Annotated in this window: 23 protein-coding genes; 7 read left to right on the top strand and 16 right to left on the bottom strand. The window is 63.7% G+C overall.

Annotation, left to right across the window (positions count from 1 at the left end; genetic code table 11):
• The first annotated feature begins 180 nt into the window (after positions 1-180).
• Both OWC48_RS05470 and OWC48_RS05465 read left to right on the top strand, forming a co-directional pair.
• Positions 181-783, top strand: a complete 603-nt coding sequence (locus tag OWC48_RS05470; RefSeq protein ID WP_282519048.1) for a PepSY domain-containing protein — start codon at positions 181-183, stop codon at positions 781-783.
• A 218-nt stretch (positions 784-1,001) separates the two neighbouring features.
• Complete coding sequence (locus OWC48_RS05465; protein WP_282519047.1) at positions 1,002-2,039, top strand: aspartate-semialdehyde dehydrogenase; 1,038 nt, start codon at positions 1,002-1,004, stop codon at positions 2,037-2,039.
• A 114-nt stretch (positions 2,040-2,153) separates the two neighbouring features.
• On the opposite strand, the gene queA is transcribed toward OWC48_RS05465, so the two are convergent.
• From queA to coaD, 5 genes are all read right to left on the bottom strand, one after another.
• Positions 2,154-3,227, bottom strand: coding sequence for a tRNA preQ1(34) S-adenosylmethionine ribosyltransferase-isomerase QueA (gene queA, locus OWC48_RS05460; protein ID WP_282519046.1), 1,074 nt, complete (start codon positions 3,225-3,227; stop codon positions 2,154-2,156).
• A 145-nt stretch (positions 3,228-3,372) separates the two neighbouring features.
• On the bottom strand, positions 3,373-3,837 hold the full coding sequence (locus tag OWC48_RS05455; RefSeq protein WP_282519045.1) for a peptidylprolyl isomerase: 465 nt from the start codon (positions 3,835-3,837) through the stop codon (positions 3,373-3,375).
• Complete coding sequence (locus OWC48_RS05450; protein WP_282519044.1) at positions 3,834-4,244, bottom strand: hypothetical protein; 411 nt, start codon at positions 4,242-4,244, stop codon at positions 3,834-3,836. The genes OWC48_RS05455 and OWC48_RS05450 overlap by 4 nt, the downstream gene beginning before the upstream one ends.
• 9 nt (positions 4,245-4,253) lie before the next feature.
• A complete protein-coding gene (locus tag OWC48_RS05445; protein ID WP_063983168.1) occupies positions 4,254-4,829 on the bottom strand; it encodes a peptidylprolyl isomerase in 576 nt (191 codons plus the stop codon).
• A gap of 37 nt (positions 4,830-4,866) precedes the next feature.
• On the bottom strand, positions 4,867-5,364 hold the full coding sequence (gene coaD / locus OWC48_RS05440) for a pantetheine-phosphate adenylyltransferase (RefSeq protein ID WP_014495113.1): 498 nt from the start codon (positions 5,362-5,364) through the stop codon (positions 4,867-4,869).
• Positions 5,365-5,613: 249 nt separating this feature from the next.
• Here coaD and OWC48_RS05435 point away from each other — a divergent pair, with 249 nt between their 5' ends.
• On the top strand, positions 5,614-5,871 hold the full coding sequence (locus OWC48_RS05435; RefSeq protein WP_014495112.1) for a hypothetical protein: 258 nt from the start codon (positions 5,614-5,616) through the stop codon (positions 5,869-5,871).
• A 192-nt stretch (positions 5,872-6,063) separates the two neighbouring features.
• Positions 6,064-7,917, top strand: coding sequence for a potassium transporter Kup (locus OWC48_RS05430; RefSeq protein ID WP_085404697.1), 1,854 nt, complete (start codon positions 6,064-6,066; stop codon positions 7,915-7,917).
• A 108-nt stretch (positions 7,918-8,025) separates the two neighbouring features.
• Here OWC48_RS05430 and gyrA read toward each other — a convergent pair whose 3' ends face one another.
• Positions 8,026-10,773, bottom strand: a complete 2,748-nt coding sequence (gyrA, locus tag OWC48_RS05425; RefSeq protein WP_282519043.1) for a DNA gyrase subunit A — start codon at positions 10,771-10,773, stop codon at positions 8,026-8,028.
• Between the two features lie 180 nt (positions 10,774-10,953).
• Positions 10,954-11,352, bottom strand: coding sequence for a DUF2306 domain-containing protein (locus OWC48_RS05420; protein WP_282519042.1), 399 nt, complete (start codon positions 11,350-11,352; stop codon positions 10,954-10,956).
• A gap of 305 nt (positions 11,353-11,657) precedes the next feature.
• Between OWC48_RS05420 and OWC48_RS05415 the strand changes: the two genes are divergently transcribed.
• Positions 11,658-12,008, top strand: coding sequence for a low molecular weight protein tyrosine phosphatase family protein (locus OWC48_RS05415; protein WP_282519041.1), 351 nt, complete (start codon positions 11,658-11,660; stop codon positions 12,006-12,008).
• A 253-nt stretch (positions 12,009-12,261) separates the two neighbouring features.
• Here the strand turns inward: OWC48_RS05415 and OWC48_RS05410 are convergent, their stop codons facing one another.
• The 4 genes from OWC48_RS05410 to OWC48_RS05395 all read right to left on the bottom strand — a co-directional run bounded on the left by OWC48_RS05410 (position 12,262) and on the right by OWC48_RS05395 (position 16,411).
• Positions 12,262-14,175 carry an AAA family ATPase gene (locus OWC48_RS05410; RefSeq protein WP_282519040.1) on the bottom strand — a complete coding sequence of 638 codons (1,914 nt, stop codon included), beginning with the start codon at positions 14,173-14,175 and terminating at the stop codon, positions 12,262-12,264.
• Between the two features lie 66 nt (positions 14,176-14,241).
• Positions 14,242-14,646: a DUF6262 family protein gene (locus OWC48_RS05405; RefSeq protein WP_282519039.1), complete on the bottom strand. Its 405-nt coding sequence runs from the start codon at positions 14,644-14,646 to the stop codon at positions 14,242-14,244.
• Between the two features lie 32 nt (positions 14,647-14,678).
• Positions 14,679-15,197, bottom strand: a complete 519-nt coding sequence (locus OWC48_RS05400; protein WP_282519038.1) for a hypothetical protein — start codon at positions 15,195-15,197, stop codon at positions 14,679-14,681.
• 212 nt (positions 15,198-15,409) lie between these two features.
• A complete protein-coding gene (locus OWC48_RS05395; RefSeq protein WP_282519037.1) occupies positions 15,410-16,411 on the bottom strand; it encodes a GSU2403 family nucleotidyltransferase fold protein in 1,002 nt (333 codons plus the stop codon).
• 428 nt (positions 16,412-16,839) lie between these two features.
• Between OWC48_RS05395 and OWC48_RS05390 the strand changes: the two genes are divergently transcribed.
• A complete protein-coding gene (locus OWC48_RS05390; RefSeq protein WP_282519036.1) occupies positions 16,840-17,637 on the top strand; it encodes a hypothetical protein in 798 nt (265 codons plus the stop codon).
• 335 nt (positions 17,638-17,972) lie between these two features.
• Here the strand turns inward: OWC48_RS05390 and OWC48_RS05385 are convergent, their stop codons facing one another.
• On the bottom strand, positions 17,973-18,155 hold the full coding sequence (locus OWC48_RS05385) for a hypothetical protein (protein ID WP_282519035.1): 183 nt from the start codon (positions 18,153-18,155) through the stop codon (positions 17,973-17,975).
• A 52-nt stretch (positions 18,156-18,207) separates the two neighbouring features.
• The gene (locus tag OWC48_RS05380; RefSeq protein WP_282519034.1) at positions 18,208-18,399 is read right to left on the bottom strand and encodes a hypothetical protein; all 192 of its coding nucleotides are present in this window, start codon (positions 18,397-18,399) and stop codon (positions 18,208-18,210) included.
• Positions 18,400-18,651: 252 nt separating this feature from the next.
• Here OWC48_RS05380 and OWC48_RS05375 point away from each other — a divergent pair, with 252 nt between their 5' ends.
• Positions 18,652-18,885 carry a hypothetical protein gene (locus tag OWC48_RS05375; protein WP_282519033.1) on the top strand — a complete coding sequence of 78 codons (234 nt, stop codon included), beginning with the start codon at positions 18,652-18,654 and terminating at the stop codon, positions 18,883-18,885.
• Between the two features lie 148 nt (positions 18,886-19,033).
• Here OWC48_RS05375 and OWC48_RS05370 read toward each other — a convergent pair whose 3' ends face one another.
• The 3 genes from OWC48_RS05370 to OWC48_RS05360 all read right to left on the bottom strand — a co-directional run bounded on the left by OWC48_RS05370 (position 19,034) and on the right by OWC48_RS05360 (position 23,722).
• On the bottom strand, positions 19,034-20,965 hold the full coding sequence (locus OWC48_RS05370; protein ID WP_282519032.1) for a hypothetical protein: 1,932 nt from the start codon (positions 20,963-20,965) through the stop codon (positions 19,034-19,036).
• A complete protein-coding gene (locus OWC48_RS05365; RefSeq protein WP_282519031.1) occupies positions 20,965-21,906 on the bottom strand; it encodes a hypothetical protein in 942 nt (313 codons plus the stop codon). The genes OWC48_RS05370 and OWC48_RS05365 overlap by 1 nt, the downstream gene beginning before the upstream one ends.
• A gap of 592 nt (positions 21,907-22,498) precedes the next feature.
• Positions 22,499-23,722 carry a tyrosine-type recombinase/integrase gene (locus OWC48_RS05360; protein ID WP_282519030.1) on the bottom strand — a complete coding sequence of 408 codons (1,224 nt, stop codon included), beginning with the start codon at positions 23,720-23,722 and terminating at the stop codon, positions 22,499-22,501.
• Positions 23,723-23,726 lie beyond the last annotated feature (4 nt).

The following is a 23,726-nucleotide window of genomic DNA, read 5'->3' as shown; positions in this document are numbered from 1 at the left end:
TATGGTTTAGTTATAAGCGATACGGACCGCTTTTTCACCGGCCCCAAGGTCGTCCGCACCGCCCAAGATCGCCGTGCCGGGGTACAGCCCGCTGCGACGCTCCGCGGCCGGCCGATGCCCAAGGCCGGCCGCGAATTCTTTACGATCATCCGGCACACTCGCTGGCCGAGGGTTTCGAGCATGACGACAGCCAAACGATGGATCTCGGTATTACTCGCGATCGCCTTGCCCGCGCTGCTCCTTGCCGCGCCGGCGCAGGCGACCGTGACCGGAGGCACGCCGACCGCGCTTCACGGCGACACAGATGGTGATGCCGGGGTGGACCGCCAAGCGGTCAGCCGCGAAATCGAACGATTCCGCAGCTCGTCGATCTCGATCAGCCAGGCCATGGCGATCGCGGAAGCCCGTCACGCCGGCGCCACGACGGCGGATGTGAGTTTCGACGGAGGCTCCGGCGTGCCGGTCTACCGGGTGAAGACCCTGCACAACGACCGCATCTGGCGCCACACCATCAACGCCGCGACCGGCGAGCTCGTCGGCGGCGAAGCCGCCCTCCCCCTGGCCGAACTCGATCTCGACGACCGCAGCAACCTCGCGGCGCTCGGTGCCATCAAGCACCGCCTTGCGGATGCCGTGCACGTCGCCGAACGTGCGGCCTCCGGCAAGGCGATCAGCGGCGGACTGGTGCGCGAACAGGGCCGGCTGAATTTCGCGATCGTCGTCATCAGCGGCGACAACCTCAAGGAGGTCATCCTGGAGCCGCCGGGCGCCCGGGTGAAATAGCGGCAGCCACAATCCCGCCGAAAAGCCATTGACGGGCGCAAAACTCTCCCGCATAAGTCGCCGCCATGTTCACGACCACCAAACGCACGACCAAAACCACCACGGCCTTCGGGGCCCGGGGAGGCGTGCGCGCGTAGGTCGTCGACTTAAACGCAATCCACTCTACCGAAGCTCCGACCTCTGGTCCGGGGCTTTTTTGTTGTCTTCAGCTCAATGCAATGGAGGAGAATGTGAGTAACGATCCCGTCGTCGCGATTGTCGGCGTCACCGGTGCGGTGGGCGCCGAATTCATCGCCACCATGGACAAGCGCGGCTTTCGCGTCGGCAAGCTCAAGGCGCTCGCCAGCGCCCGCTCGGCCGGCAAGACGGTGTGGTTCCGCGGGCAGAACGTCGTCATCGAAGAGCTGACCGAGCGCGCCTTCGGGGACGTCGACATCGCTCTGTTCTCCGCCGGCGGCAGCATCTCCAAGAAGTTCGCGCCTGTAGCGGTCAAGGCCGGCGCCGTCGTGGTCGACAACTCCTCGGCCTTCCGCATGGACCCGAACGTGCCGCTGGTGATCCCCGAGATCAACGCCAACCGCATCCGCGACCACAAGGGCATCATTGCCAACCCGAACTGCGCCGCGATCACCGCGCTGGTGCCGCTCTGGCCGATCCACCAGAACAACCGCATCAAGCGCGTCATCATCTCGACCTACCAGGCGGCCTCCGGCGCCGGCGCCGCCGCGATGGACGAGCTCGTCGAGTCCACCCGCGCCAATCTCAACGGGCAGGTCTATACGCCCAAGGTCATGCCGCACCCCTACGCCTTCAATCTCTTCAACCACAACACCGCCGTCGATCCCGAGACCGGCTACAACGACGAAGAGACCAAGGTCATCAAGGAAACCCGCAAGATCTTCGAGGACGACAAGATCGCGATCGGCGTCACCTGCGTCCGCGTGCCGGTGCTGCGCGCCCATTGCGAGGCCATCACCTTCGAATGCGAGAAGCCGATCACCGAGGACCAGGTCCGCGCCATCATGGCGCAGGCGCCCGGCGTGAAGCTCGTCGACGACCGCGTGAAGAACTACTTCCCGATGCCGATCGACGCTTCGGGCCAGGACGACGTCCTGGTCGGCCGCATCCGCAAGGATCTCAGCGATCCCTCAGGGCATTCGATCTCGATGTTCGTGGCGGCGGACCAGCTGCTCAAGGGCGCCGCGCTGAACGCCGTGCAGATCGCGGAGCTGTTGCCACAGCGCGTGATGGCGTAACGCAAGGTGTCGTAGGGTGGGCAAAGGCGCGCAAGCGCCGTGCCCACCACTTCCCTCGCGCATCTACGAAAGATGGTGGGCACGCTTCGCTTTGCCCACCCTACGGCGCCGAAATTAGTCGCGCGCGCGGAACAACAAGCACGCATCCCCGTACGAATAGAACCGGTAGCCTTTCGCGATCGCGTGCGCATACGCTTGCTGCATCGCTTCGAGCCCGGAGAACGCCGACACCAGCATGAACAGCGTCGACTTCGGCAAATGGAAATTGGTCAGCAGGATATCGACGGCACGGAAGCGATAGCCGGGGGTGATGAAGATCGACGTCTCGGCTGTGAACGGCTGGATGGTGCCGTCCTCGGCCGCAGAGCTTTCCAGAAGCCGCAGTGACGTCGTGCCGACGGCGATGATGCGCCCGCCGTTCCGCCGTGCGGCGTTGAGCCGCTCCGCCGTCTCGGCCGAGATCGTGCCCCATTCGGCATGCATCTTGTGGCCTTCGGTGTCCTCGACCTTGACCGGCAGGAACGTCCCTGCCCCGACATGCAGCGTGACGCGGTTGATGCCGACGCCGCGGTCGCTCAGCGCCTGCTCCAGCGCCGGAGTGAAATGCAGTCCCGCAGTTGGGGCTGCGACCGCGCCCTCGTTCGCAGCGAACATGGTCTGGTAGTCCGCGAGGTCCTGATCGTCGGGCGTGCGCTTCGAGGCGATATAGGGCGGCAGCGGCGGGCTGCCGAGATCTGATATCGCCTGGTCGAGCGCAGGACCGTGGAAACTAAACGAGAGTGTCACCTCGCCCTCCGCGCCCTTCGCCTCGACCTCGGCGTCGAGATGGCCGAGCAGGCAGACCTTGCCTTCATTGCCGAAGCGGATGCGGTCGCCTGCCACGAGCTTCTTCGCCGGCTTCACCAGCGCCTGCCAGCGCGAGCCGTCGAGGCGCTTGATCAGCGTCGCCTCGATCTTGGGCTCGGTCTCGCGGCCGATGCGGCGCCCCTTGAGCTGCGCCGCGATCACCTTGGTGTCGTTGACGACGAGCTGGTCGCCCGTCTTCAGCCATTGCGGCAGCTCGGTGATGATCTGGTCGCGCAGCGCACCACCTTCCACGACCAGCATCTTCGCAGAGTCGCGCGGGCTCGCCGGGCGCAACGCGATGCGCTCGGCGGGCAGATCGAAATCGAAGAGATCAGTGCGCATGATAGGGCCTAGCGCGACACAGCCAGACCCTCATGGTGAGGAGGCGCGCTAGCGCCGTCTCGAACCATGAAGGCCGAGCTGCAGCAGCGGGGCCTTCATCCTTCGAGACGCGCGTTCCGCGCTCCTCAGGATGAGGGTCTACCGCTTACTCCGCGTCCGCTGCCATCCGCGCCTTGACGATCTTGTCGGGGTTCTGGACGGGCTCGCCGCGCTTGATCTTGTCGACGTTCTCCATGCCCTCGGTGACCTTGCCCCACACCGTGTACTGGTTGTCGAGGAAGCGGGCGTCGTCGAAGACGATGAAGAACTGGCTATCGGCGGAGTCGGGGCTCGCTGCACGCGCCATCGAGGTGACGCCGCGCACGTGCGGTTCCTTGTTGAACTCGGCCTTCAGCTTCTTGCCGGAGCCGCCGGTGCCGGTGCCCTGCGGGCAGCCGGTCTGCGCCATGAAGCCCTCGATCACGCGGTGGAACACGATGCCGTCGTAAAAGCCCTCGCGGACCAGTTCCTTGATGCGCGCGACGTGGCCGGGCGCGAGATCGGGCCGCATCTCGATGGTAACGGGGCCCTGCGTGGTCTCGAGGATCAGGGTGTTTTCGGTGACGCTCATACTCGTCTCTCTTGCGTTGGGGGTGAAGTCTTCCGGTTACGGAACTGGATCGCGAATGGACGACCCGCGGCGGCGCCGGCCATTGCATCGGTAAATGGCATCGGCGTGCAGCGTTGCAGCGCCTCCATCACCGCGACCCGGTATTGCAGCCGGTCATTGTCGGAGGCCTCCGCGGATTCATAGGTAATCCTCGGATGGCCCAGAATGTTTCCGGCCCGGTTAAAGCTCACGACGACGGTGATGTCGATAGGGCGAGCTTTGTTGGGCGGCGGCGGCTTCCAGCAGGTCCGCAGGTGCTGGAAGATGTCCTGGATGGTGTTGACCTGCGCGTCCTCGGCGGTCGCGCCGGAAACGCCTGAAAGCAGCAGCGCGGCAGCCAGTAGAAGCCCATTGCCACAGCGCGCCATGTTCTCATCCTATTTGATGTCGGAGGCGACCTGGACCTTCACCATCTTGTCGGGATCGGTGACGGCACCGCCGGCCGAACCGGGCGGTGCCTTCTTCAGCTTGTCGACGACGTCCATGCCCTGCACGACCTCGCCGATCACAGTGTACTGGTTATCGAGGCTGCCGCCGTCCGCGAACATGATGAAGAACTGCGAGTTGGCGCTATCGACGCTGTCGCCGCGCCGCGCCATCCCGACAATGCCGCGGGCGAAATGAACCTTGGAGAATTCCTGCTTCAGGTTCGGGTATTTCGAGCCGCCGGTGCCGTTGAATTTCTCGCCGTCGCCGGTCTGCGCCATGAAGCCGTCCATGACGCGATGGAACGGCACGTTGTTGTAATAGCCCTCGCGCGCGAGCTGCTTGATGCGCTCGGCATGCTGGGGCGCGATGTCGGTCCGCAGCTTGATGACGATGCGGCCCTTGGTGGTGTCGATGACGATGGCGTTGGCCTTGTCGAGGTTCGCCGGCAGCTGCTGCGCCACCGCCGGGACCGCGCTGAAGAGCGCGGCAAAGATCGTGGCAAGAATTGCGAGACGACGGATCATGAGAACTCCGGATCAGGTAGGATGAAGAATTGCGCCGTTATCCGGCGAATTTGGCCTTGAGCAGGTTGGCGACGAGCGGCGGCACGAAGGTCGAGATATCTCCGCCCATGGCCGCGATTTGACGCACCAACGTGCCGGTAATTGGGCGGACGGCCGGGGAGGCCGGCAGGAACACGGTTTGGACGTCGGGCGCCATGGCGCCGTTCATCCCGGCGAGCTGCATCTCGTAGTCGAGGTCGGTGCCGTCGCGCAGACCTCGAATCATGACGGTCGCGCCGTGCCTGCGTGCCGCAGTGACCGCAAGATCGTCGTAGGTCACGGCATCAAGCGTGCAGCCGACCTGGGCCGCGACCGGCCCGCAGACGTCATGGAGCATCTTGAGCCGCTCCTCAGTCGAGAACAGCGGCTTCTTGCCGGGATGGACCCCGATCGCGACCACGAGCCGATCGCACAGGGGGACACTGTTCCGGACCACGTCCAGATGGCCGTTGGTGATGGGGTCAAAGGAACCCGGGTAGAAGGCAATGCGCGGCATGACCCCGTCCTACCGCGCCCGGCCCGGCCCGGCAAGCCAGACAGGTTCCCTGCCGGTTTTTCGGCGGCGCCGTGTCGGAATCCCCCGAATTGTTTCGTCCTCCGGGCGGCCATGAAACAAAACGGAGTGCGAACGAAACCATTTCGGGCGTCCGCGAAGACGTCCGGAAACTGGCCATGGTTACTAATCCGCCCAACGAATGACGGGCCGCACAACTGGGCGTAGCGGCCGCATCACAGGGGACCGTCAATGATCAAGACCATCTCGGCCATCGCCATTGCTGCGTTCGTTGCCGCCGCTCTCACCGTCCTTCCCGGTTTCGCTCCGACCGTCGAAGCGAGCGTCCCGCAGCCGCTGGCCAAGAGCGACCGCCTCGATATCCGCACCATCGGCAAGGACTGCTCGCAGCAGGCTTGGCCGAACTTCGAGGCGTCCTGCCTGCGTCAGGCCGGCACCAAGGCCAATATCCGCGAGGCGCGCCTCGTGACCGCCGACCGGACCCCGTAGTCGACGCTGTCAGCTTCGCGTCATATAAAGCCCGAGATAAATCCCATGGATATTTGCGACGTCTCGTCGCAGACTGTCTGATGCTCGCGCCCGTCGGAATGGCCCGGCGGGCGCGATCCCATCGGGGGGTCGACCTTGTCCAGTACGCCCGCAGTCGTTTCCGGCCATCACCCTGACCCTCTGCCGATTGCCATGACCATGGGCGCCCTCGGGGTGGTCTATGGCGATATCGGCACCAGCCCCCTCTACGCCCTGAAGGAAGCCGCCAAGGCGGCCGCCCATGGCGCGACGGTGACTCCCGAAGCTGTCCTGGGCGTTGCCTCGTTGATCCTCTGGGCCCTGCTGCTGATCATCTCGTTGAAGTATGCGCTGCTGATCCTGCGCGCGGACAATCGCGGCGAAGGCGGCATCGTCGCGCTGCTGGCGCTGCTGCATGCCCGCCACGCCCAGTCCGGCACCTGGCGCGCGCATCTCCTCGTCGTCGGACTCGTCGGCGCCGCCCTACTCTATGGCGACGGCGCGATCACCCCGGCGATCTCGGTGCTCTCAGCCATCGAGGGTCTCAAGGTCGACGCCCCCTCGCTCGCGCCTGTGGTGGTGCCCATCACCGTCGCGATCCTGATCGGGCTGTTCATGATCCAGAAGCAGGGCACGGGTTTCATCGGCCGCATCTTCGGGCCGGTGATGCTGGCCTGGTTCTTCGTGCTGGCCGCGCTCGGCGTCCACGGCATCGTCAAGGCGCCGGCGGTGCTCGCGGCACTGAGCCCGCTCTATGCCTTCAACTTCCTGATCCACCAGGACTTCCACATCTCCTTCGCGATCCTCGGCGCCGCCTTCCTGGCGGTGACCGGCGGTGAAGCCATGTACGCCGACATGGGGCATTTCGGACGCTTCCCGATCCGGCTTGCCTGGTTCGCGATCTGCCTGCCCGCGCTGGTGCTGAACTATTTTGGACAGGCCGCGCTGCTGATCACCGATCCCGCGATGATCGAGAACCCATTCTTCCAGCTCTGCCCGGACGCCCTGCACTATCCGCTGGTCGCCTTCTCGGCGCTCGCGACCGTGATCGCCTCGCAGGCGATCATCTCCGGCGTGTTCTCGCTGACCCAGCAATCGATCCAGCTCGGCTTCCTGCCGCGCATGCAGATCCGCCACACCACGAGCCATGCGATGGGCCAGATCTACGTGCCGCTGGTGAACTGGCTGCTCGCTGCCGCAACGCTCGGCGCGGTCCTGAGCTTCGGCACCTCGGAAGCGCTCGCCGGCGCCTATGGCATCGCGGTGTCGCTGCTGATGGCGATCACCACGCTGCTCGCGGCCCTGGTCGCGATCCAGTGGGGCTATTCGCCGTGGATCGTGGTCGCCGTCAACGGTTTCTTCTTCGTGATCGACGTGATCTTCTTCTCCGCCAATTCGATCAAGCTGTTCGAGGGCGGCTGGTTTCCGCTGCTGCTCGCGGCCCTCGTCGCCTTCATGATGCTGACCTGGCGCAGCGGCGTGAAGCTGGTCGAGGCGGCGCGCGCCAAGCTGCGCCAGCCCGAGGAGGACCTGATCGAGACCGCGGTCAACAAGTGCCGCGCCAGACTGCCCGGGACCGCCGTCTTCCTGGCATCCGCGCCGCGCGGCGTGCCGCTGGCGCTGACGCAATTCGTCAAGCACAACCACGTGCTGCATGAGCGCATCGTCCTCGTCACCGTGCTGATCGAGGAATCCCCGCACATCACCGATGAGGACCGTGCCGAGGTGATCGAGATCGTTCCCGGTATCACCCGCGTGGTCCTGCACTACGGTTTCATGCAGAATCCGACGATCTATGCGGGCCTGACGCTCGCCTGCCGCCAGGGCAAGCTGCCCGGCATCGACCTCTCCGACATCACCTACTATGTCGGCCGCGAAACCATCATCCCGAGCGAGGACATCCCGGGCATGTGGGTCTGGCGCGAAGGACTGTTCGCCTTCCTCCAGCGCAACGCCGAACGCTCCGCCGCGTTCTTCGGCGTGCCGACCAGGCAGGTGGTGGAGTTCGGCACGGAGCTGGAGATTTAGCTAGTCAGTGCAGTAGCCCGGATGGAGCGAAGCGCAATCCGGGTTTCTTGCCAAGCATGCGGAGCCCCGGATTTCGCTTACGCTCCATCCGGGCTACGGGGCCACGCGTCACTCCCCGTTTGACTCCCCATTTGCCCCATTCCCGCTCTCGGCCTCTTCCGTGATGTGCTCGACCGAGACGACGTGCTCGTCCTCGGCGGTGTCGAACACGATCACGCCCTGGGTCGAGCGGCCGGCGATGCGGATGCCTTCGACCGGGCAGCGGATCAGCTGGCCCTTGTCGGTGACCAGCATGATTTGATCAGCATCCTCCACGGGGAAGGACGCCACCAGATTGCCGTTGCGGTTGTTGACGCTCATGGCGACGATGCCTTTGCCGCCGCGGCCCGTGGTGCGGTACTCGTAGGACGAGGTCCGCTTGCCGTAGCCGTTGACGGAGACGGTGAGCACGACCTGCTCGGCCGCCGACATCTCGACATAGCGCTCCTGCGGGAGCTGGAAGCTGCCGGAGGTCGTCTCTTCGCCCTCGGCATCCGCCGGAGCCTCGTCGGCCACGGCTTCGCCGGCCACCGCACGGCGCATCTTCAAATAGGCCGAACGTTCGTCCGAGGTGGTCTCCATGTGGCGCAAGATGGCCAGCGAGATCACCTTGTCGCCTTCGGCAAGTGCAATGCCGCGCACGCCCATCGAAGTGCGGCCGGTGAACACGCGCACGTCGGGGACAGGGAAGCGGATGCACTGGCCGCCGGCGCCCGTCAGCAGCACATCGTCGCGCTCGGTGCAGATCTGCACGTCCACGATCGCTTCATTCTCGTCCAGCTTCATGGCGATGATGCCGGAGCGGCGGACGTCGACGAAATCGGACAGCTTGTTGCGCCGGACGTTGCCGCCGGTGGTGGCGAACATCACGTCGAGGTTGCCCCAGGTCGATTCATCCTCCGGCAGCGGCATGATGGTGGTGATGCGCTCGCCCTGCTCCAGCGGCAGGATGTTGATGAGCGCCTTGCCGCGCGCGTTCGGCGCAGCCATCGGCAGGCGCCAGACCTTCTCCTTGTAGACCTGGCCGCGCGACGAGAAGAACAGCACCGGCGTGTGCGTCGACGCCACGAACAGGCGGCTGACGAAATCCTCGTCGCGGGTCTGCATGCCGGCGCGGCCCTTGCCGCCGCGGCGCTGCGCCCGGTAGGCCGACAGCGGCACGCGCTTGACGTAGCCGGCGTGGGAGACGGTGACGACCATGTCCTCGCGCTGGATCAGGTCCTCGTCCTCGACCTCGCCCTCCTGCTCGATGATCACGGTGCGGCGCGGGGTCGCGAACTCGGCCTTCACTTCGGCGAGTTCGGACTTGATGATGCCCAGCACGCGGGCGCGCGAGCGCAGGATGTCGAGATAGTCGGCGATCTCGCCGGCGAGCTTGTCGAGCTCGTCGCGGATTTCGTCGCGGCCGAGTGCGGTGAGGCGCTGAAGGCGCAGGTCGAGAATGGCCCTCGCCTGTTCCATCGACAGCCGGATCGTGCCGTCCTCGCTGATGCGGTGGCGCGGATCGTCGATCAACGTGAGCATGTCCTCGACGTCCCGTGCCGGCCAGTCGCGCGACATCAGGGTGTCGCGGGCAGTGGTCGGGTCGGGCGAAGTCCGGATGACGCGGATCATCTCGTCGATATTGGCGACCGCGATCGCCAGTCCAACCAGGATGTGGGCGCGATCGCGCGCCTTGGCGAGCAGGAACTTGGTGCGTCGCGTGACGACCCGCTCGCGGAAGTCGACGAAGATCGCCAGCAGGTCCTTCAGATGCATGATCCGCGGACGGCCGCTGTCGAGCGCCACCATGTTGACGCCGAAGCTCGTCTGCAGCGGCGTGAATCGGTACAGCTGATTCAGCACCACATCCGGCACGGCGTCGCGCTTCAATTCGATGACGACACGGTAGCCGTCGCGGTCGGATTCATCGCGCAGGTCGCCGATGCCCTCGATCTTCTTTTCCTTGACCAACTCGGCGATGCGCTCGACCATCGTCGCCTTGTTCACCTGGTAGGGAATCTCGGTGATGATGATCGCCTCGCGCTCCTTGCGGATGGTCTCGATCGCGACCTTGCCGCGCATGACGATCGAGCCGCGGCCGAGGTGATAGGCGGCGCGGATGCCCGCCCGCCCGAGAATGACGCCGCCGGTCGGGAAATCCGGTCCCGGAACGATGTTGATGAGTTCGTCGATGGTAAGCGCGGGGTTGTCGATCAACGCGACGCAGGCGTCGATGACCTCGCCGAGATTGTGCGGCGGGATGTTGGTCGCCATGCCGACCGCGATGCCGCCGGCGCCGTTGACGAGGAGGTTCGGGAACTTGGCCGGCAGGACCGACGGCTCGGTTTCGTTATTGTCGTAGTTCGGCTGGAAGTCGACGGTGTCCTTGTCGATGTCGGCCAGCAGAGCCAACGCCGCCTTCGTCAGTCGCGCTTCGGTGTACCGATAGGCCGCCGGGGGATCGCCGTCGACCGAGCCGAAATTGCCCTGGCCGTCGATGAGCGGCACGCGCATCGAGAAGTCCTGCGCCATCCGGACCATGGCGTCGTAGATCGACTGGTCGCCATGCGGATGATACTTACCGATGACGTCACCGACCACGCGCGCCGACTTGACGTACTTCTTGTCGGGCGTGTGCCCCTGCTCGTTCATCGAGTAGAGGATGCGACGATGAACCGGCTTCAACCCGTCGCGCGCATCAGGCAGCGCACGCGCCACGATCACGCTCATCGCGTAATCGAGATAGGACTTTTTCATCTCCTCGTAGATGGAAACGGGGCGAATGTCCGAGGGTTGCGCCGGCTGGTCGCCGGGCTTGTTGTCGTCGTCAGCCAAGGGGAAATCCGGTGAGATTTTATCTGGGAATCATATAGCGCATCGAGCCCCTGATAACCACCCTTGCGAGGCCAAGGGAAGCGCTTTTTCCCTTCGTTTTTTCATGCACTTACCGGGTTGGCGGGAGACTGTTCGCGCGCTCCATTTCGGGTACTGGCGGGACCTCGATTTCGGCGATCGCTACGGCCCGAAAACCACGGCATGCATGATCCGTCCAGGCATGAGGGTGAACAGCCCGGCAATGACGAGCGCGCCGACGAACGTCATGATCATGATGCGCCGGTGATCGGCGACCCGATGGGTGTGCGCGCGCCACACCGCGAGCGGTAGCATCACCAGCGTGAAGATCGATAGGAGATGGATCGGGCTGAACGGCCCGACCAGGCGGATCTGGTGGATCCAGAACGACGATGCCGCCACGACCGCCATGAGCCCCAGCCAGATCCAGCCGATCGTCCGGTGCGGCAGCGTTCCCTTGGGGGCGGCAAACTGAACGAGGCCGAGCACGAAGGCGGCCATGGCGGCAAAGGCGTGCAGCGGGATCGCTGGGGCGGCCTCAAGCAGCGGCGCAACGCTCATGCAGGACTTTCTCCGATCGACGGCCGACCCATGTGAATAGAATTAACATCAAGTTAGTACTATTCACATCCCCCCTCGTCAAAGGCTTGAGGGCAGCACATGAGGCAAGCCCGGAAAAATCGAGCTTTACCCGTTAATTGGTAAGGAATCCTGCCATTTCAGGCGAGCCGACAATTTTGATAGGAGAGGCGCCCTCTCAGCCAACGCCAACGTGGGGGCGTCGAAGATTCCGCCGGCTACCAAAAGGCGTGTATCTAGACCTAGGTCGATCGGATTATCCCGGTCCCTCCCGTGGAACGGTCAGAGTGACGAACGTCCTATTCGTCTGCAGTGCCAATCGCCTCCGCAGCCCTACCGCTGAACAAGTCTTTTCGACTTGGCCGGGCATCGAGGCCGACTCGGCCGGCATCTCTAACGACGCGGACGTGTTGTTGTCGTCCGAGCAGGTCGAATGGGCTGACATCATCTTCGTCATGGAGAAGACCCACCGTAACAAGCTGAACCGGAAATTCCGCTCCAGCCTGAATAACAAGCGGGTCATCTGCCTCGACATTCCGGACGACTATGAATTCATGGATCCCGTCTTGGTCCGAATACTTGAAAGCCGAGCCGGCCGTTTCCTCTCGCGACCAGCGGCTACTGTTACCAGGCCTTAGAACGGCTCGTCTCAGAAATGAAGAATGGGGTCCGTTTTGTAACTGTGTGTGTTAGTCCGTTGATCCGACTACGAAAGCCCCCTGGTCGGTCAACGGTTTGTCAACAAAACAGTCACAAACCGACCGTATCGGGCACATGGCAGTCGAGATAGAGCGGTCGCCCGCTTCTCCACATATCTCCACATAATAGTCGCGCTTTTCACTCCGGAGACCAGGAGCCCCGGTTTTCGGTGCAGTCGAATCCTTGGATCGATCAGGACGCAGTGGTCGAGCGCGAAGGATCCAATAGCAATCCCAACGCGGTCTCTCGCCGTTCGGCGTGGGCGTCTCGGTACAGAGCCTGCTTCAAGACCTCGCCGTCGCCGACCATGACCGCCAGGTCCGTGGCACGGGTGACCGCGGTGTAGACTAGCGACCGGTCGAGCAGCCGCGTTTTCTGGATCGGGATGACGACCTTCCGGAAGCTGGAGCCCTGCGCCTTGTGCACCGTAATCGCATAGGCCAGCGCGAGATCGTCGAGCGCCGGACCGCTCAGCTCCTGCTCAGCCCCGTCGAAGTTCGCCGTGACCTTTCCGTCCTCGATCGCGGTGATACGACCGAGGCTGCCGTTGCGAAGATCACGCTGATAGTCGTTCCGCAGGAACATCACCGGCTCGCCCTCGGCCAAGCGCCTGCCTGGATGTCGGCACTTTCCCACCGCGAAGATGTCGTGGAAGCGCGCGTTCAGCGCCTCGGTGCCGGCCGGGCCGGCCTTCACGGCGCAGACAATCCGCAGGTCCTCCGCGAAGCCGCCGAGGTCGGCGACCACGTCGACGATCTGGTCGGTGGAAAGCTCGTTCGACGAGATCAGCGCGACCCCGTGGCTGGCAGCGTCGACCTTATCCGGTAAGCTGGGCAGCCGGCCGGCTCGCACCGCGCTGGCGACGGCGGGAATGCCCGTCGCCTCGGTCTGGCGGTAGACGCGGGTGAGCTCGACCGAGGGGATCTCGTTCCGCTCGACCAGCACATGCAGCACCAGGCCAAACTGGATCGGCGGGAGCTGGCCCGGGTCGCCCACCAGCAGCAGCCGGCAGCCGTCCGGCAGGGACCGCAGGATCCGGTACATGGTCGGCAGGTCGACCATCGAGGCCTCGTCGAGGACGACCAGAGATTCCGGGCCGAGCGCGATCGACCTCGCTTCGACCGCCTTCAAAAAGGCGGCGATGGTCGAGGCCGGCCAGCCCGTCGCCTCGGCGATGCGGACGGCGGCACGGCCCGCCAGAGCCATCATGTGCGTCGTCCGGCCGAACGCCGCGCACGCACTGGCAACAGCCTTCAGAACCGTGGTTTTGCCTACGCCAGCGCCCCCACGGACGATGCCGAAGCGCTCTTGGACTGCAATCCGGACGGCCTCCCGCTGCTCGTCGTCGAGCGCCACGCCCAGGTCTTGCCGATCGAGCCACGCATGGAGCTCGCCGTCGGAAACCTCGCGGGCGATCAGGTCGCCCATGGCGGGCTCGGCGAGCATCTCCCGGATCCGGTCCGCGACGTAGCGCTCCATCATGTGCGCCCCGGCGGCCTGGAAGCCGCCTCCGATCGGGATCGCCGCCCGCTGTGCGACAGCGGCCGCCAGGGCCTCCTCGGCCTTGGCCGGAAGGCACTTCAGCAGACGGCCGACCGCGGCGATGAGATCGCGATGTCCGATCCAGGTGTGGTGCTGGTCCAGCCGAGCGTAGAGCACAGCCTCCACGGCCGCGACGAGGCGCCTCGGATCGTCGGTAGAAACGCCGATCTTTCGGCCAGCGGCATCGACCATCGCCCAATCGGCCAAGGCCATCATCACGTAGGGCGATTCTCGCAGCTTGGCGGCAGCGTCTGCGCCCCACAGACGGATGATCTTCTTGGCAAGTCGTGCGTCGAACCCGTGTTCATCAAGCCAGACGACGATGTCGCCTTCGGCCAGCTTCTCCCGCCACGCCAGCACCAACCTTTCGGCTCGGTCCGCGCCCAGGACATCGGCCAGGCGCACGGCATCACCATTGCCGAGCAGTGCATAGAGATTGTCGCCGAACGACTTCCATAGCTTGGCCGCGGTCGCATAGCCGATGCCTTCGAACGCCGGCTCCTCGGCCAGATGACGCACGATGGTCTCGCCCGACTTGGCATGGCGGCCCGTGGTCTCAAACATGACGCCTCGATCCGGCTGCAACGCGACGGTCTTGCTGTTCGCAGGTCGGCTCTGAGGGACGGGACTTCATGACACGCGACGTCCCGTCGTGACCATGATGTCCTCGACCTGCTCCAGGCGACGCAACTTCTCCCGCAGGCCGGCGTTTTCGGCGCGCAGCGCGGCGTTCTGCTGCTCGAGCGAGAGGATGCGGCGATCCCGACGGTCGGACTTCGGCTCGGGCTTGGCCTCGTCGTCCTGCGCTACACCGGTGTCCAGCTTCTCGACCGCGGCTTCGAGCAGCGCCTTTGCGGCTGGATTCTTGTACAGGACCTGGCGGTCGAACCCGCAGGCGAGCGCGATGGCGGAACGGTTGGGCTCGCCGCCTCGCATGGGGAGCGGCCGGCTTTCCCGTTCGAGAGCATCGAGATAACTCTTCAAGCGATCGACGTTCTCGGCGCCGATCGCGCCGCCAGACTTGGAATCCGCCACGTCGTCCTCCGAATGCTACCCGCCCGAAGCGCTCACCGATCCTTGTCGGTCTGTCCGCGGCCGGGCTTATCGAGTTTCTCGTCGAGCTTCTTGATCGACCAGCCATTCAGATAAGCGTTGGTCTTCCAGCGCACATAACGCTCTTCAAGGGTTGCATTGGTCGCCCGCAGTTTTTGGTTCTCTTCTCTCAAGGATCGTATCTGCTTCTTGAGGACCTCTACGGTTCCGTCACCTTCCGCTTTGCGCGGTCGGCCGGCTAAGGCGCGGAGCCTCTTTTTCGTAGCCCGGAAGGCCGTCTGAAGTTTCGGATGCTTGGCGATCGCGACTCGCGTCCAGTTGCCCTTGAACTCAAGGTTCACGACCTGGACGACGGCTGCCCAGGTAATCTTGGGCTCCTTCCAGTCCTCGATGATGTCTCGAATCCGCGACTCGGTCTTCTCTTTGATGAGCAGCCGCTTCTTGCCGGCCGGCGCCGAGCGCCAGCCGTTGCGGACCGGGCGCTTGCGCCCGCGCGGCATGATCGTGTCCCAGCCCCGAGGCACCTTGCCCATCGTATCCTTCGAAGGATCAGTTGAAGGATTCGATGAGTAAACTGATTCTACCTCGGAGTGGGAATCGGGTCCCACCACACGCGTCACGGTACACCTACATCGCGATACGAAAGCACATAGCCGCGGGCCTCACGACCCTCGACGCCGATCAAGATCTTCCGCACCCCCGCATCATGGGGTGGCGATAATCAAATCCTAGAAATCTTCGGCGCCTACATCCGTGGCGCGGAAGGGAAACCGTCCTCGCCCAACAGGTCGTGGAGCGGACCAATGGTCTGAACGTGGTCCTCGATAAATGGCTCGGTCCACCGCTCGTGGACGAGCTTCACCATTGTGGCGTTGAGCTCGGCTGAGGCCTCGCGCCGGATCAGCGACATCTCCTCGACGTCGAGGGCCACAAAGCGCAGCAGGCAGTAGGCCCGCGGCTCGAGAACCGCGACCGTGGCGGCACGCCCGTTGCGGTCGACCAGCATCGAATGCATCACCGGCAGGTCGAGCGCCCACCGCACCGCCTCCGCGCCGTACGCCGAACTCTCCGCATATCGGTCGATCAGGCCGCCAAGGGTCGACATCGTGTAGAGCCGGATGCTTAGGCCTTCCTCGGTCCGAAGTTCGGCCACGGCAAGATCTTCGGAGAGGTGAGCCAAGCGCACATAGATCTTGGCGCGCCTCAGCACCGCTAGCAGCTCGTCGACCACGTCGGTCGGGTGCACGCCGGCGACCAGGAGGTCCATGCCGTCGTCCGGCAGCATCTCGCGCGGCAGGAGCGCGGCCATCTCGCATTCGTAAGCGTAGACGGCGGCCTCGCCGATGATGGTGATGTGATCGATCAGCTCGGACAGGCCTATGGCGCGCGCCACGGCGCCGACCTCTTCCGGGGCGCGGGACAGTCGCAGCGCCCGCGCCATCCTGGTCTGCTCGGCGATTGTCGGCCGCAGGGCCGAGATCTGCCGATCCAGCTCGGCCCGTTCTTTGATGAAACGGTCGTAGATCGCCTCGGTCTCGGGCGACCGGCGGCCGATCGAGGCTGCCTTCTGCTCGCCGGTGACCGGATCCCGCCGGTACCGCGTCAGGTATTCAAATTTTTTGACCTTCAGCCACTGCATGCCCCCGCCGAACTCGTCCCGCGAGCGGGCGAGCGCGGCAAACTCGAGCGTGGTGGAGCGCATGGTCTCCACCAGCCGCCGCTGCTCCCTGGTCATCGGGGTATACAAGCGTTTTTCTATCTCGTTGAAAGTGTGTTATCTGGCGATATAAACTGCCATACAACCGCCGGGAAGTCGAGGGATTTCGGCCAGCCCGGGTCGATTTCGGCGATTTGAAGAACGGAACCGGGCCCTCGTGAGGGGCATTTTCGCTTGCCGGCAGAGCAGCTACAGTCCCGTTTGCCGCGTTAACTTGACATTGAAAGGATGCGGGCGACATTAGTGTCGCGAGGAAAGGTTCGATCCGATGGGTTTTGAGGCCGGATTTCGGTACGAGGATCGCCGCCTGGAGAAAGAGATCTCCCGACGAAACGATGAAGCACGCCTTGCGCGTGGCGAGGTGAAAGCCTCAGATCTTCGCGAAGCAAATGGCTTCTTCTCCGTCCTTGACCGGTCCAAAGCGAGGCTTGTCGTACGGCGCGCCCGCATAAGGATCGATGACTGACGAGACGGACCAGCCCCGCTTCGGGGCCGCCGAAGTTATCCAGATAGCATCCAAACTGACGGTCGACGACGCCACGTTCGTGATCGGCGGGCAAGCCACGAATCTGTGGGCTTGGTACTATCGGGACAAGGATCCCGCCCTACGACAGGACCAGCCGCTTACGAGTCGCGACCTCGACTATTTCGGCTCGGTTAAAGCAGCGGAGAGCCTGGCTGCGGCACTCGGCGGCAAGGTGATCAAGGCGACGCTTGACGACATGAACACGCCGCACTCGGCCGTCGTCCTGGCGACCGTCAACGGCAAGCCTCTGAAGATCGATTTCCTCAACGGCGTCCTGGGCGTGACCCGTCGCGAACTCGAAAGGGGCGTAGCTGTCATCGAGGCCACCGCGGAAGTCGACGGAAAGGAGTGTCGGGCTCAGATCCCTGTCCTTCACCCGGTTCTTTGCCTGAAAAGCCGCATCGCAAACATGCTCCATCCGATGCTCGGCCGGCGGGACAGCTTTGCATGGGCTCAGCTCCATGCCGCCATCGCGATCGTTCGTGTCTACATTGTCGATGCGTTGGAAGAAGGTGACTGGAAGGAGGCGAAGAGCTGTCTCTCTGACGTCTTCGAGTACCTCCGGTCAGACAGGTTCGGAAAAGCCGCCAAGAACGAGCTCGGCGTCGACGTGCTGGATATTTTACGTCACTTCCAGGACGACCAGCGGATCGACGAACGCTATCGCAAGCAAAGTCTCGTGCAGATGATCGAGCAGATAGAGGACTGGCAGCGGAAGCACAGTCTTTAGAGCTATCTCACGGTTCAAAATCGACGCTGGATGGCGATGGGGCCGACGCCAAATCGGTCTGAATGTTGTGACCCACCGAAGTTTGCTCGGGCTCACACAGGGATCAGGACGTCTGCCTCCGAGCGCCTTCGTCTTCGGCCCTTCCTTGGCACCGTCGTGCTCGCCCGCAAGGGACGCTTCGCTCTTCGCCCTTGCGTGCTCCGCGCGCCGGTGCCTGCGGGACGCCTGCGACGGCGGCTCCGGGGATCAGACTGATGATGCCAGGCTTCGATTTCAGGAAGTCATGCGATGGCCAAGCCGGCTTGCAGCTTACCCCGTCCGAGTCGGCGCGTGGACTACATGGACAAGGTTTGCGATGGGGATGGACGTTCGACGAGCATCCCGTCCCGTTGTTCGACCGGCACTGCAAGAAAGCCCTTGATGGGCTCGTTGACGCGGACTGCTCCGAACCCCGCCGCTTCGAACAGCTCTTCAGCCGTGCCGGCGGTGATCTCCTGCGAGATGTTGCCGTCGGACAATCGTTTCCAAGCAAACACGACTCTGTTCCCTTCAGTGCGTCATCGGTTAACGTCAAACGCCCTCAACGCCGAGTTCCCGCGTGCGCGCCCGGTCGTCGTGGGGTACCACTTCAAAATCGTCAGAGCGATGGTTGAAATCGCCGCTCCGCAGCTCATCAAGAGTCACCCAAAACCCGTCCGGCCAAACGACGAGGTCGTCCGGATGCCGCGCATCGCTCCCCTGCGTCGCTACAACTGCCAACATGATGGTTGATCTCCTTGGCTTGTGGGATGCTAGTCCGCCGACCGGAAAAACGAAAGACTGGGCGATCAGATGTTCGAGCCAGTGCAGCATTCCAGACAAAGCGGTCGTTACTCCGGTCGTTCATGCCGGAGTCCGTGGTGGCTTCTTGCCGATGAGGTTGTCTCTTGCGCGGTCAGGCACGATGATGTCTCCAAAGGAGAGACGCATGCGTCCAAGCGGCCGACGGGCCACCCGAACCCCGGAATCCCAGTCATGAAATACAGCGAGCAACTGAAATTGGTCCGTTCTCTCGGAATGTCCATCTCCGACGACGGCGTGGCGTTCACCGTGTGCGGCGGCCAGCTCGTCAACGGCGAAGACGCGCCGCCGGAAATCCAGGACATGAACGGCTGGACCGTCGACGATGTTGCCCGCGAGGTCGCATCCCGGCGGCAAACGGACGAGAGCTGGCCGTTCGGCCCCACCGCCCCCGGACCGAAGCCGTAGGACTCGGCAGGCCGCCCGGATTATGGCGATGCTGGTGCGACAGCTTACCAAGCTACTGTGCGGCCACACGAGACCCAATCCCTTTGACCGCCTGAAAGAGCTCTTAAGCCGGTTTCCGCCTGAGCTACCGGCAGGCCACCTCAGCCCATTAGGTCTGAACCACCGTCCCGTCGGCGATAGTGGAGTCCTTATGCACCGCGATGGCCTTCCGCAGCCCATCGACCATCTTCCCGTTGTGCTCGACCCAGGGACCAGCATCGAGCTCGCCTTCGGCCATCGCCTGCCGCGCCTGATCGAGCATAGCCTCGTGCTCGGCCAGAAGCTGCTCTGTCCGCTGTAGGTGCTTTTGGTTGCCCTTGATCAACATGTGGTCGCCGCAGCCGGCCGCGCAGGCCCCGTGGGAGGCGCAGGGAGCCAGGCTCCAATCCGAAACACACATGCCAATATCGGTGGTGTGGGCGGTCGCGAACCGCGCTTTCAGGAAGTCCTCCCGCAGCCGCAGCTTCTTGACGGTGGCCACGATCGACCCTTGCATGGCCTTCGTCTTCGCCAGCTTCCGCATGACGCGGCCGAGCGGCGCCCCGCCTGTGTGGTCGTATGCCGCGTTCTGGGAGACATCCTTCCGCCCCGACCAGCGGGCGATGTCGAGATCGGAGAGGAGACCCTCGTTGGCCATGTTGTTGAGGTAATGCCTGAACCCGTGCGAAGGCACCTTAAACGGCTTGCCGCTCAAATCGAGAATCTTCAAGCGTTCGAAAATCGATTTGCAGTCTCCCCCAACAAGGAAGGCCCGCATCTGAGCCTGCGACAGGAACGTCGGAATCGAGGGGACCGCAGCCCTGCTTTGATGAAAATAGTTGTGTGGGAAGAGAAATAGATATTCCGAAAGCTTTCGGCCTTCCGGAACCTCCTTCATCACTTCTGCGATGTCCGATAGGATCGAGTCCTCGAGTTGCCCCTGATCGTACAGGGATCGATGTTTCTCCCGACGGGCGGCATGGCCGTGCACCTGCATCCAAAGCGTTGCGACACTGTGGTTCGCAAATCCCATGGCCGCAGCCACCTCCGTCGCTGTCATCGGCGTCGTCCGGTCGCGCAAGCGCCATCTCTCTGCGAGCCAAGCACGGCCGGGATGCTCTTCCATCCAGCGTGCGATCTCGCGGGACGGCTCAGTCAGCCGGATCAGGTCCTTCACCGCGCGTTCGGCAATCGGCTTCATGTCCGTCGGCACAAATTTGACGGCATCGGGGGCGTCCTTAGAGCCTTCATGAGCTATTCCGAATTTGACCGATCCGTCTGGACGCTCGTCCCAGCGCTCGCAGTCGGCGCGCACGCCAAGCAGCTCATTGATCCTCCAGGGCGCACTGACTAGGCATTCCAGGACGGCCATTCGAGCCAAATCTGGATCGGTTCCTCCGTTGCGGACCTGGATACTCGCTTCGACGACGGCGGCGATGTATTCTTCGGTCGGAAGCTTTTTGGAGCGCGCCTCGCGCGACTGGTCGTCAATCAGACGCCAAGAGTAGCCGTCAGTCCGTTCGATCGGGTTGGAAAACCTGATCGGCGACTTGCAGATCTGGTGCTTGTCGATGAATGCCGCGATGCGCTCCAGTTCCTCGCCACAGACGTACGCGCTGTGTCCATTGTATACCTTGGCTATGGTGGCGGCGGCCGAAAGAAAATCAGCCGGACGCGCCTCCACGATATCGTGGCCGCAATAAGCCAGCGTTTCGTACAGAACGCGCGCGACCATGACTGCGCGCTTATGAAGCGCCAGCGACCCTCTGGCGAAGTGCCTCATAACGATCATCGCCTTGACAAACTGGGCGAACGAATCGCGCATTTCCGTCCGCCCCTCCATCTTTCGCGAGGGCTTTTCCTGACGGACGGTGAAGTAGAGCACAGCGGTCTTGCGTGCCTGGCCGGGTTTACGGTCGAGGCAATGCGTGAGGTCCCACACTGCGTTGTCGAAGTCGACCGTCGGGCCGAACACCTGCATGTCCCGGGCTCGCTCGACCAGATTGGCTAGATTTTCACGGGCGCCGAGCGCCAGACGGTCGGGAAATGCGATGATGTTCATCACCGGCCTCCTGCCTCGCACGCGGCCACCACCTCGCCGATTGCAAGGATCGTCGCATCGTGAACGCCGACGATCTGCTTCCGTTCCCGCTCGTCACACAGCCATTGCAGGATCTCGCGATGCGGACCGTCCTTCCATGGCTGAAACTTGCGGCAGGTATAGCAGCTGATCGGCGCGAATTGACTGCACGGGCCTGACGCACAGGTGCCGAGATTGCCCGCACGCTCAGGCAGACGCCCCGCGACGCGTCGAAACCACGGAATGCGCTTGCTCGGGTCGCTCCCGTTTTCCGCCTCGGCTTCGGTCGCCACGATCTTCCCCATGAAGGCGTCGGCGAGCGGCCCCAGCTTGACCGCCATGGCGGCGTCGAGACGATCGACGATGCTGGACCTAGTCTCGAAGTAGACCTGCACATTCTGCAAATCGGTGTGGTCTATCATCGCCGCGAGCTCGGCCGGCGAGACATTCTCTTCTACGGCCCGGGTCGCAAACGTGCGCCTGAAGCGCATCGTGTTCACGTTGATGGGCTTTCCCGTCCGGTGCGAGATGACCCCAAGTTTGGCGACCGCCGCCTTCAAAGTGTCGGTAATATCTTCAGGGCTGCGATGCATGGCAAACTCATGCATCGGGCCGTTGATCAGTGCGGGCTGGGGCTCGGCTCGCCTGAACAGCGGAAAAGCACAGCCTTCCGGCCAACCGTTCTCGCGGCGAAACTCGACGTTTTCCTTGATCAGCGCCGCGATGTGCCCTCCGATCACGTGATCAGGCCGCTTGGTATGGAAGGCCGCTCGAAAGAACGGGTTGCGCTTCTTGATGCGCGGAATCCTCAGCAAGTGGTGGATCCGGTCAGCTCCGGTCTCTTTGATCGATTGGAAGTCCTGCTCGCGCAGCAGCGCGAAGGCAAGGGGATTGGATCCGAAGGTGAGCGGCAGCCACACCAATGCCCTCTCGAACGCCGATAGCACGACGGGCCCGAGCTCCTTGAGCTTGGTGACGAGTGCGATGGTCTCGAGTTCGTCGAGCGCCCCTTGCTCCGGATCGCGAGTACGGACGGCGACGCCTTGGGGTTGCCGGGGATCTTAACCTCGTCCATCTCCCCGGCAATCTCGTTGGAGAACTGCGGGAAGTCCCTTTTCGCGCACCACCGATACCAGACGCGGATGTAGTGAAGGCGCCACGCAGCGAAGTTATTCACGAGCCGCAGCTCAGAAATCAATCGCAAATCAAGTGAGCCGCCACCGGCGTCGCAATCCCGGAAGTGCTCCGACTGTTGCAGGAAGCGCAGCGTTTCGAATGTGTTCCGGACGCTGTCGACCGACGTCGTGGCGACGAGGTCAGCGATGTACTTGACGACGGCCACCAGCAGACCCGGGGACTTGATGCCGAGCTTCCGGAAGTCCAGACGGGCCGAGGAAACCGGATGGTTGAGACTCCAGACCCATCCGGACGCATCGACCGGTAGCTTGGCTCGGTCATGGATCGTACCTTGGCCCGGAAAGTCGCCGAGCGAGACCGCGGAATGATGGACTGCGGTCACTCGGCTTCTCCTTTGGTGAGCTTGTCCTGCATCACGCCGAGGATCATCGCAGCCCGCTTGCGGATATGCCGGCGGCCGTAGCGCGCACCCTGATCGGATTGACGCGTCCAGCCCATCGCGTGATTGCGAACCTGCTTCTCGACCTCCGGAGCGATCTTGATCTCTTCCGCCGCCTCTCCGAGCTTGTCGTTCCAGGTCCGGCGGTTGACGTGCGTCGAGAAATCCGCCGGGAGTCCAGGCACCTTCCTCAGTTCAAGGCACATGGCGTCGACCGCGCCGATGGACAGTGGCTTGCCCTGCTGCGAGAGGAACAGAAAGGGCGAGGTCTTCGCGTTCTCATAGGTCCGCCGATCGCCAACGATGTAGGCGTCCAGGGCGTCGTGCAGCCGGTCCGTGAACTCGACCGGGTGCGCTTTGGTTTTCGTCACCGGTTGCTGGGCGCGTGTGTCCTTCGGATCGTCGGCGTTGCGGTGGACGGTCAACCCCGGGTCGTTGCCGCCCAGGCGAACGTCGCGCGTCTTGATGACAAGCGGCTCGGACCGTCGCAGTCCGCCGTCGATGTACAACAGCCAGAGGGCCTCGTTCCGCACCTGGTTGCGCGGTTTGAACGGATTGCTGGGGTCGCCGACGGTGATCGCGCGCACCAGGATTTCGCGCTGCTCCTCGTTCAAACCCTCGAGCAGGTCGTTTTCGTAGATTGGGATGTCGCCGACGATCCATTCGTGCAGCTTGTCCACCATCAAGCGCGCTTCGAACCGCCGCGGATCCCTGATGTCGAGCCGCAGGATGACGTCGTTGACGCGCCACACCAGGTAGTCCGCGCAGGCCTGGAGCCGGTTGCGCCAATGTCCGTTGCCCACAATCTCGGGAAGGTCTTTGGTTTTGTCTCCGTTCGCCCGCTTGCGGGCGGTGCGGAGGTCGGCCCGGAAGGCGATGCGCAACGCCTCGATCTCGGGAAGTGAGAACAGGTTCAACGACTCGATCCGCTGTTCCAGCGAGATGCGTCGGACCGCACACCAGTTGAGGAGCAGACAGATCGCGTCCATCTCCTTGCGCATCGTCGAGAGCATCAGGCCGCGGCCGCGCAGCGACACCGACGCGTAGACGACCGGCCAATCGACCGGCACGCCGTCGCTGTCCACCGCCATGACGAAGCGTTCGCCCGACTCAAAGCGCACGGTCTTGGTCGTGAAGGGTCCGTTCCTGCCGAGGTCCAACATGCAG

Origin of the sequence: Bradyrhizobium sp. Arg816, assembly GCF_029989365.1 — a bacterium.
Classification (GTDB): Bacteria; Pseudomonadota; Alphaproteobacteria; order Rhizobiales; family Xanthobacteraceae; genus Bradyrhizobium.
The sequence above is the reverse complement of the archived record's forward strand: the minus strand, read 5'-3'. Positions and strand labels throughout refer to the sequence as shown.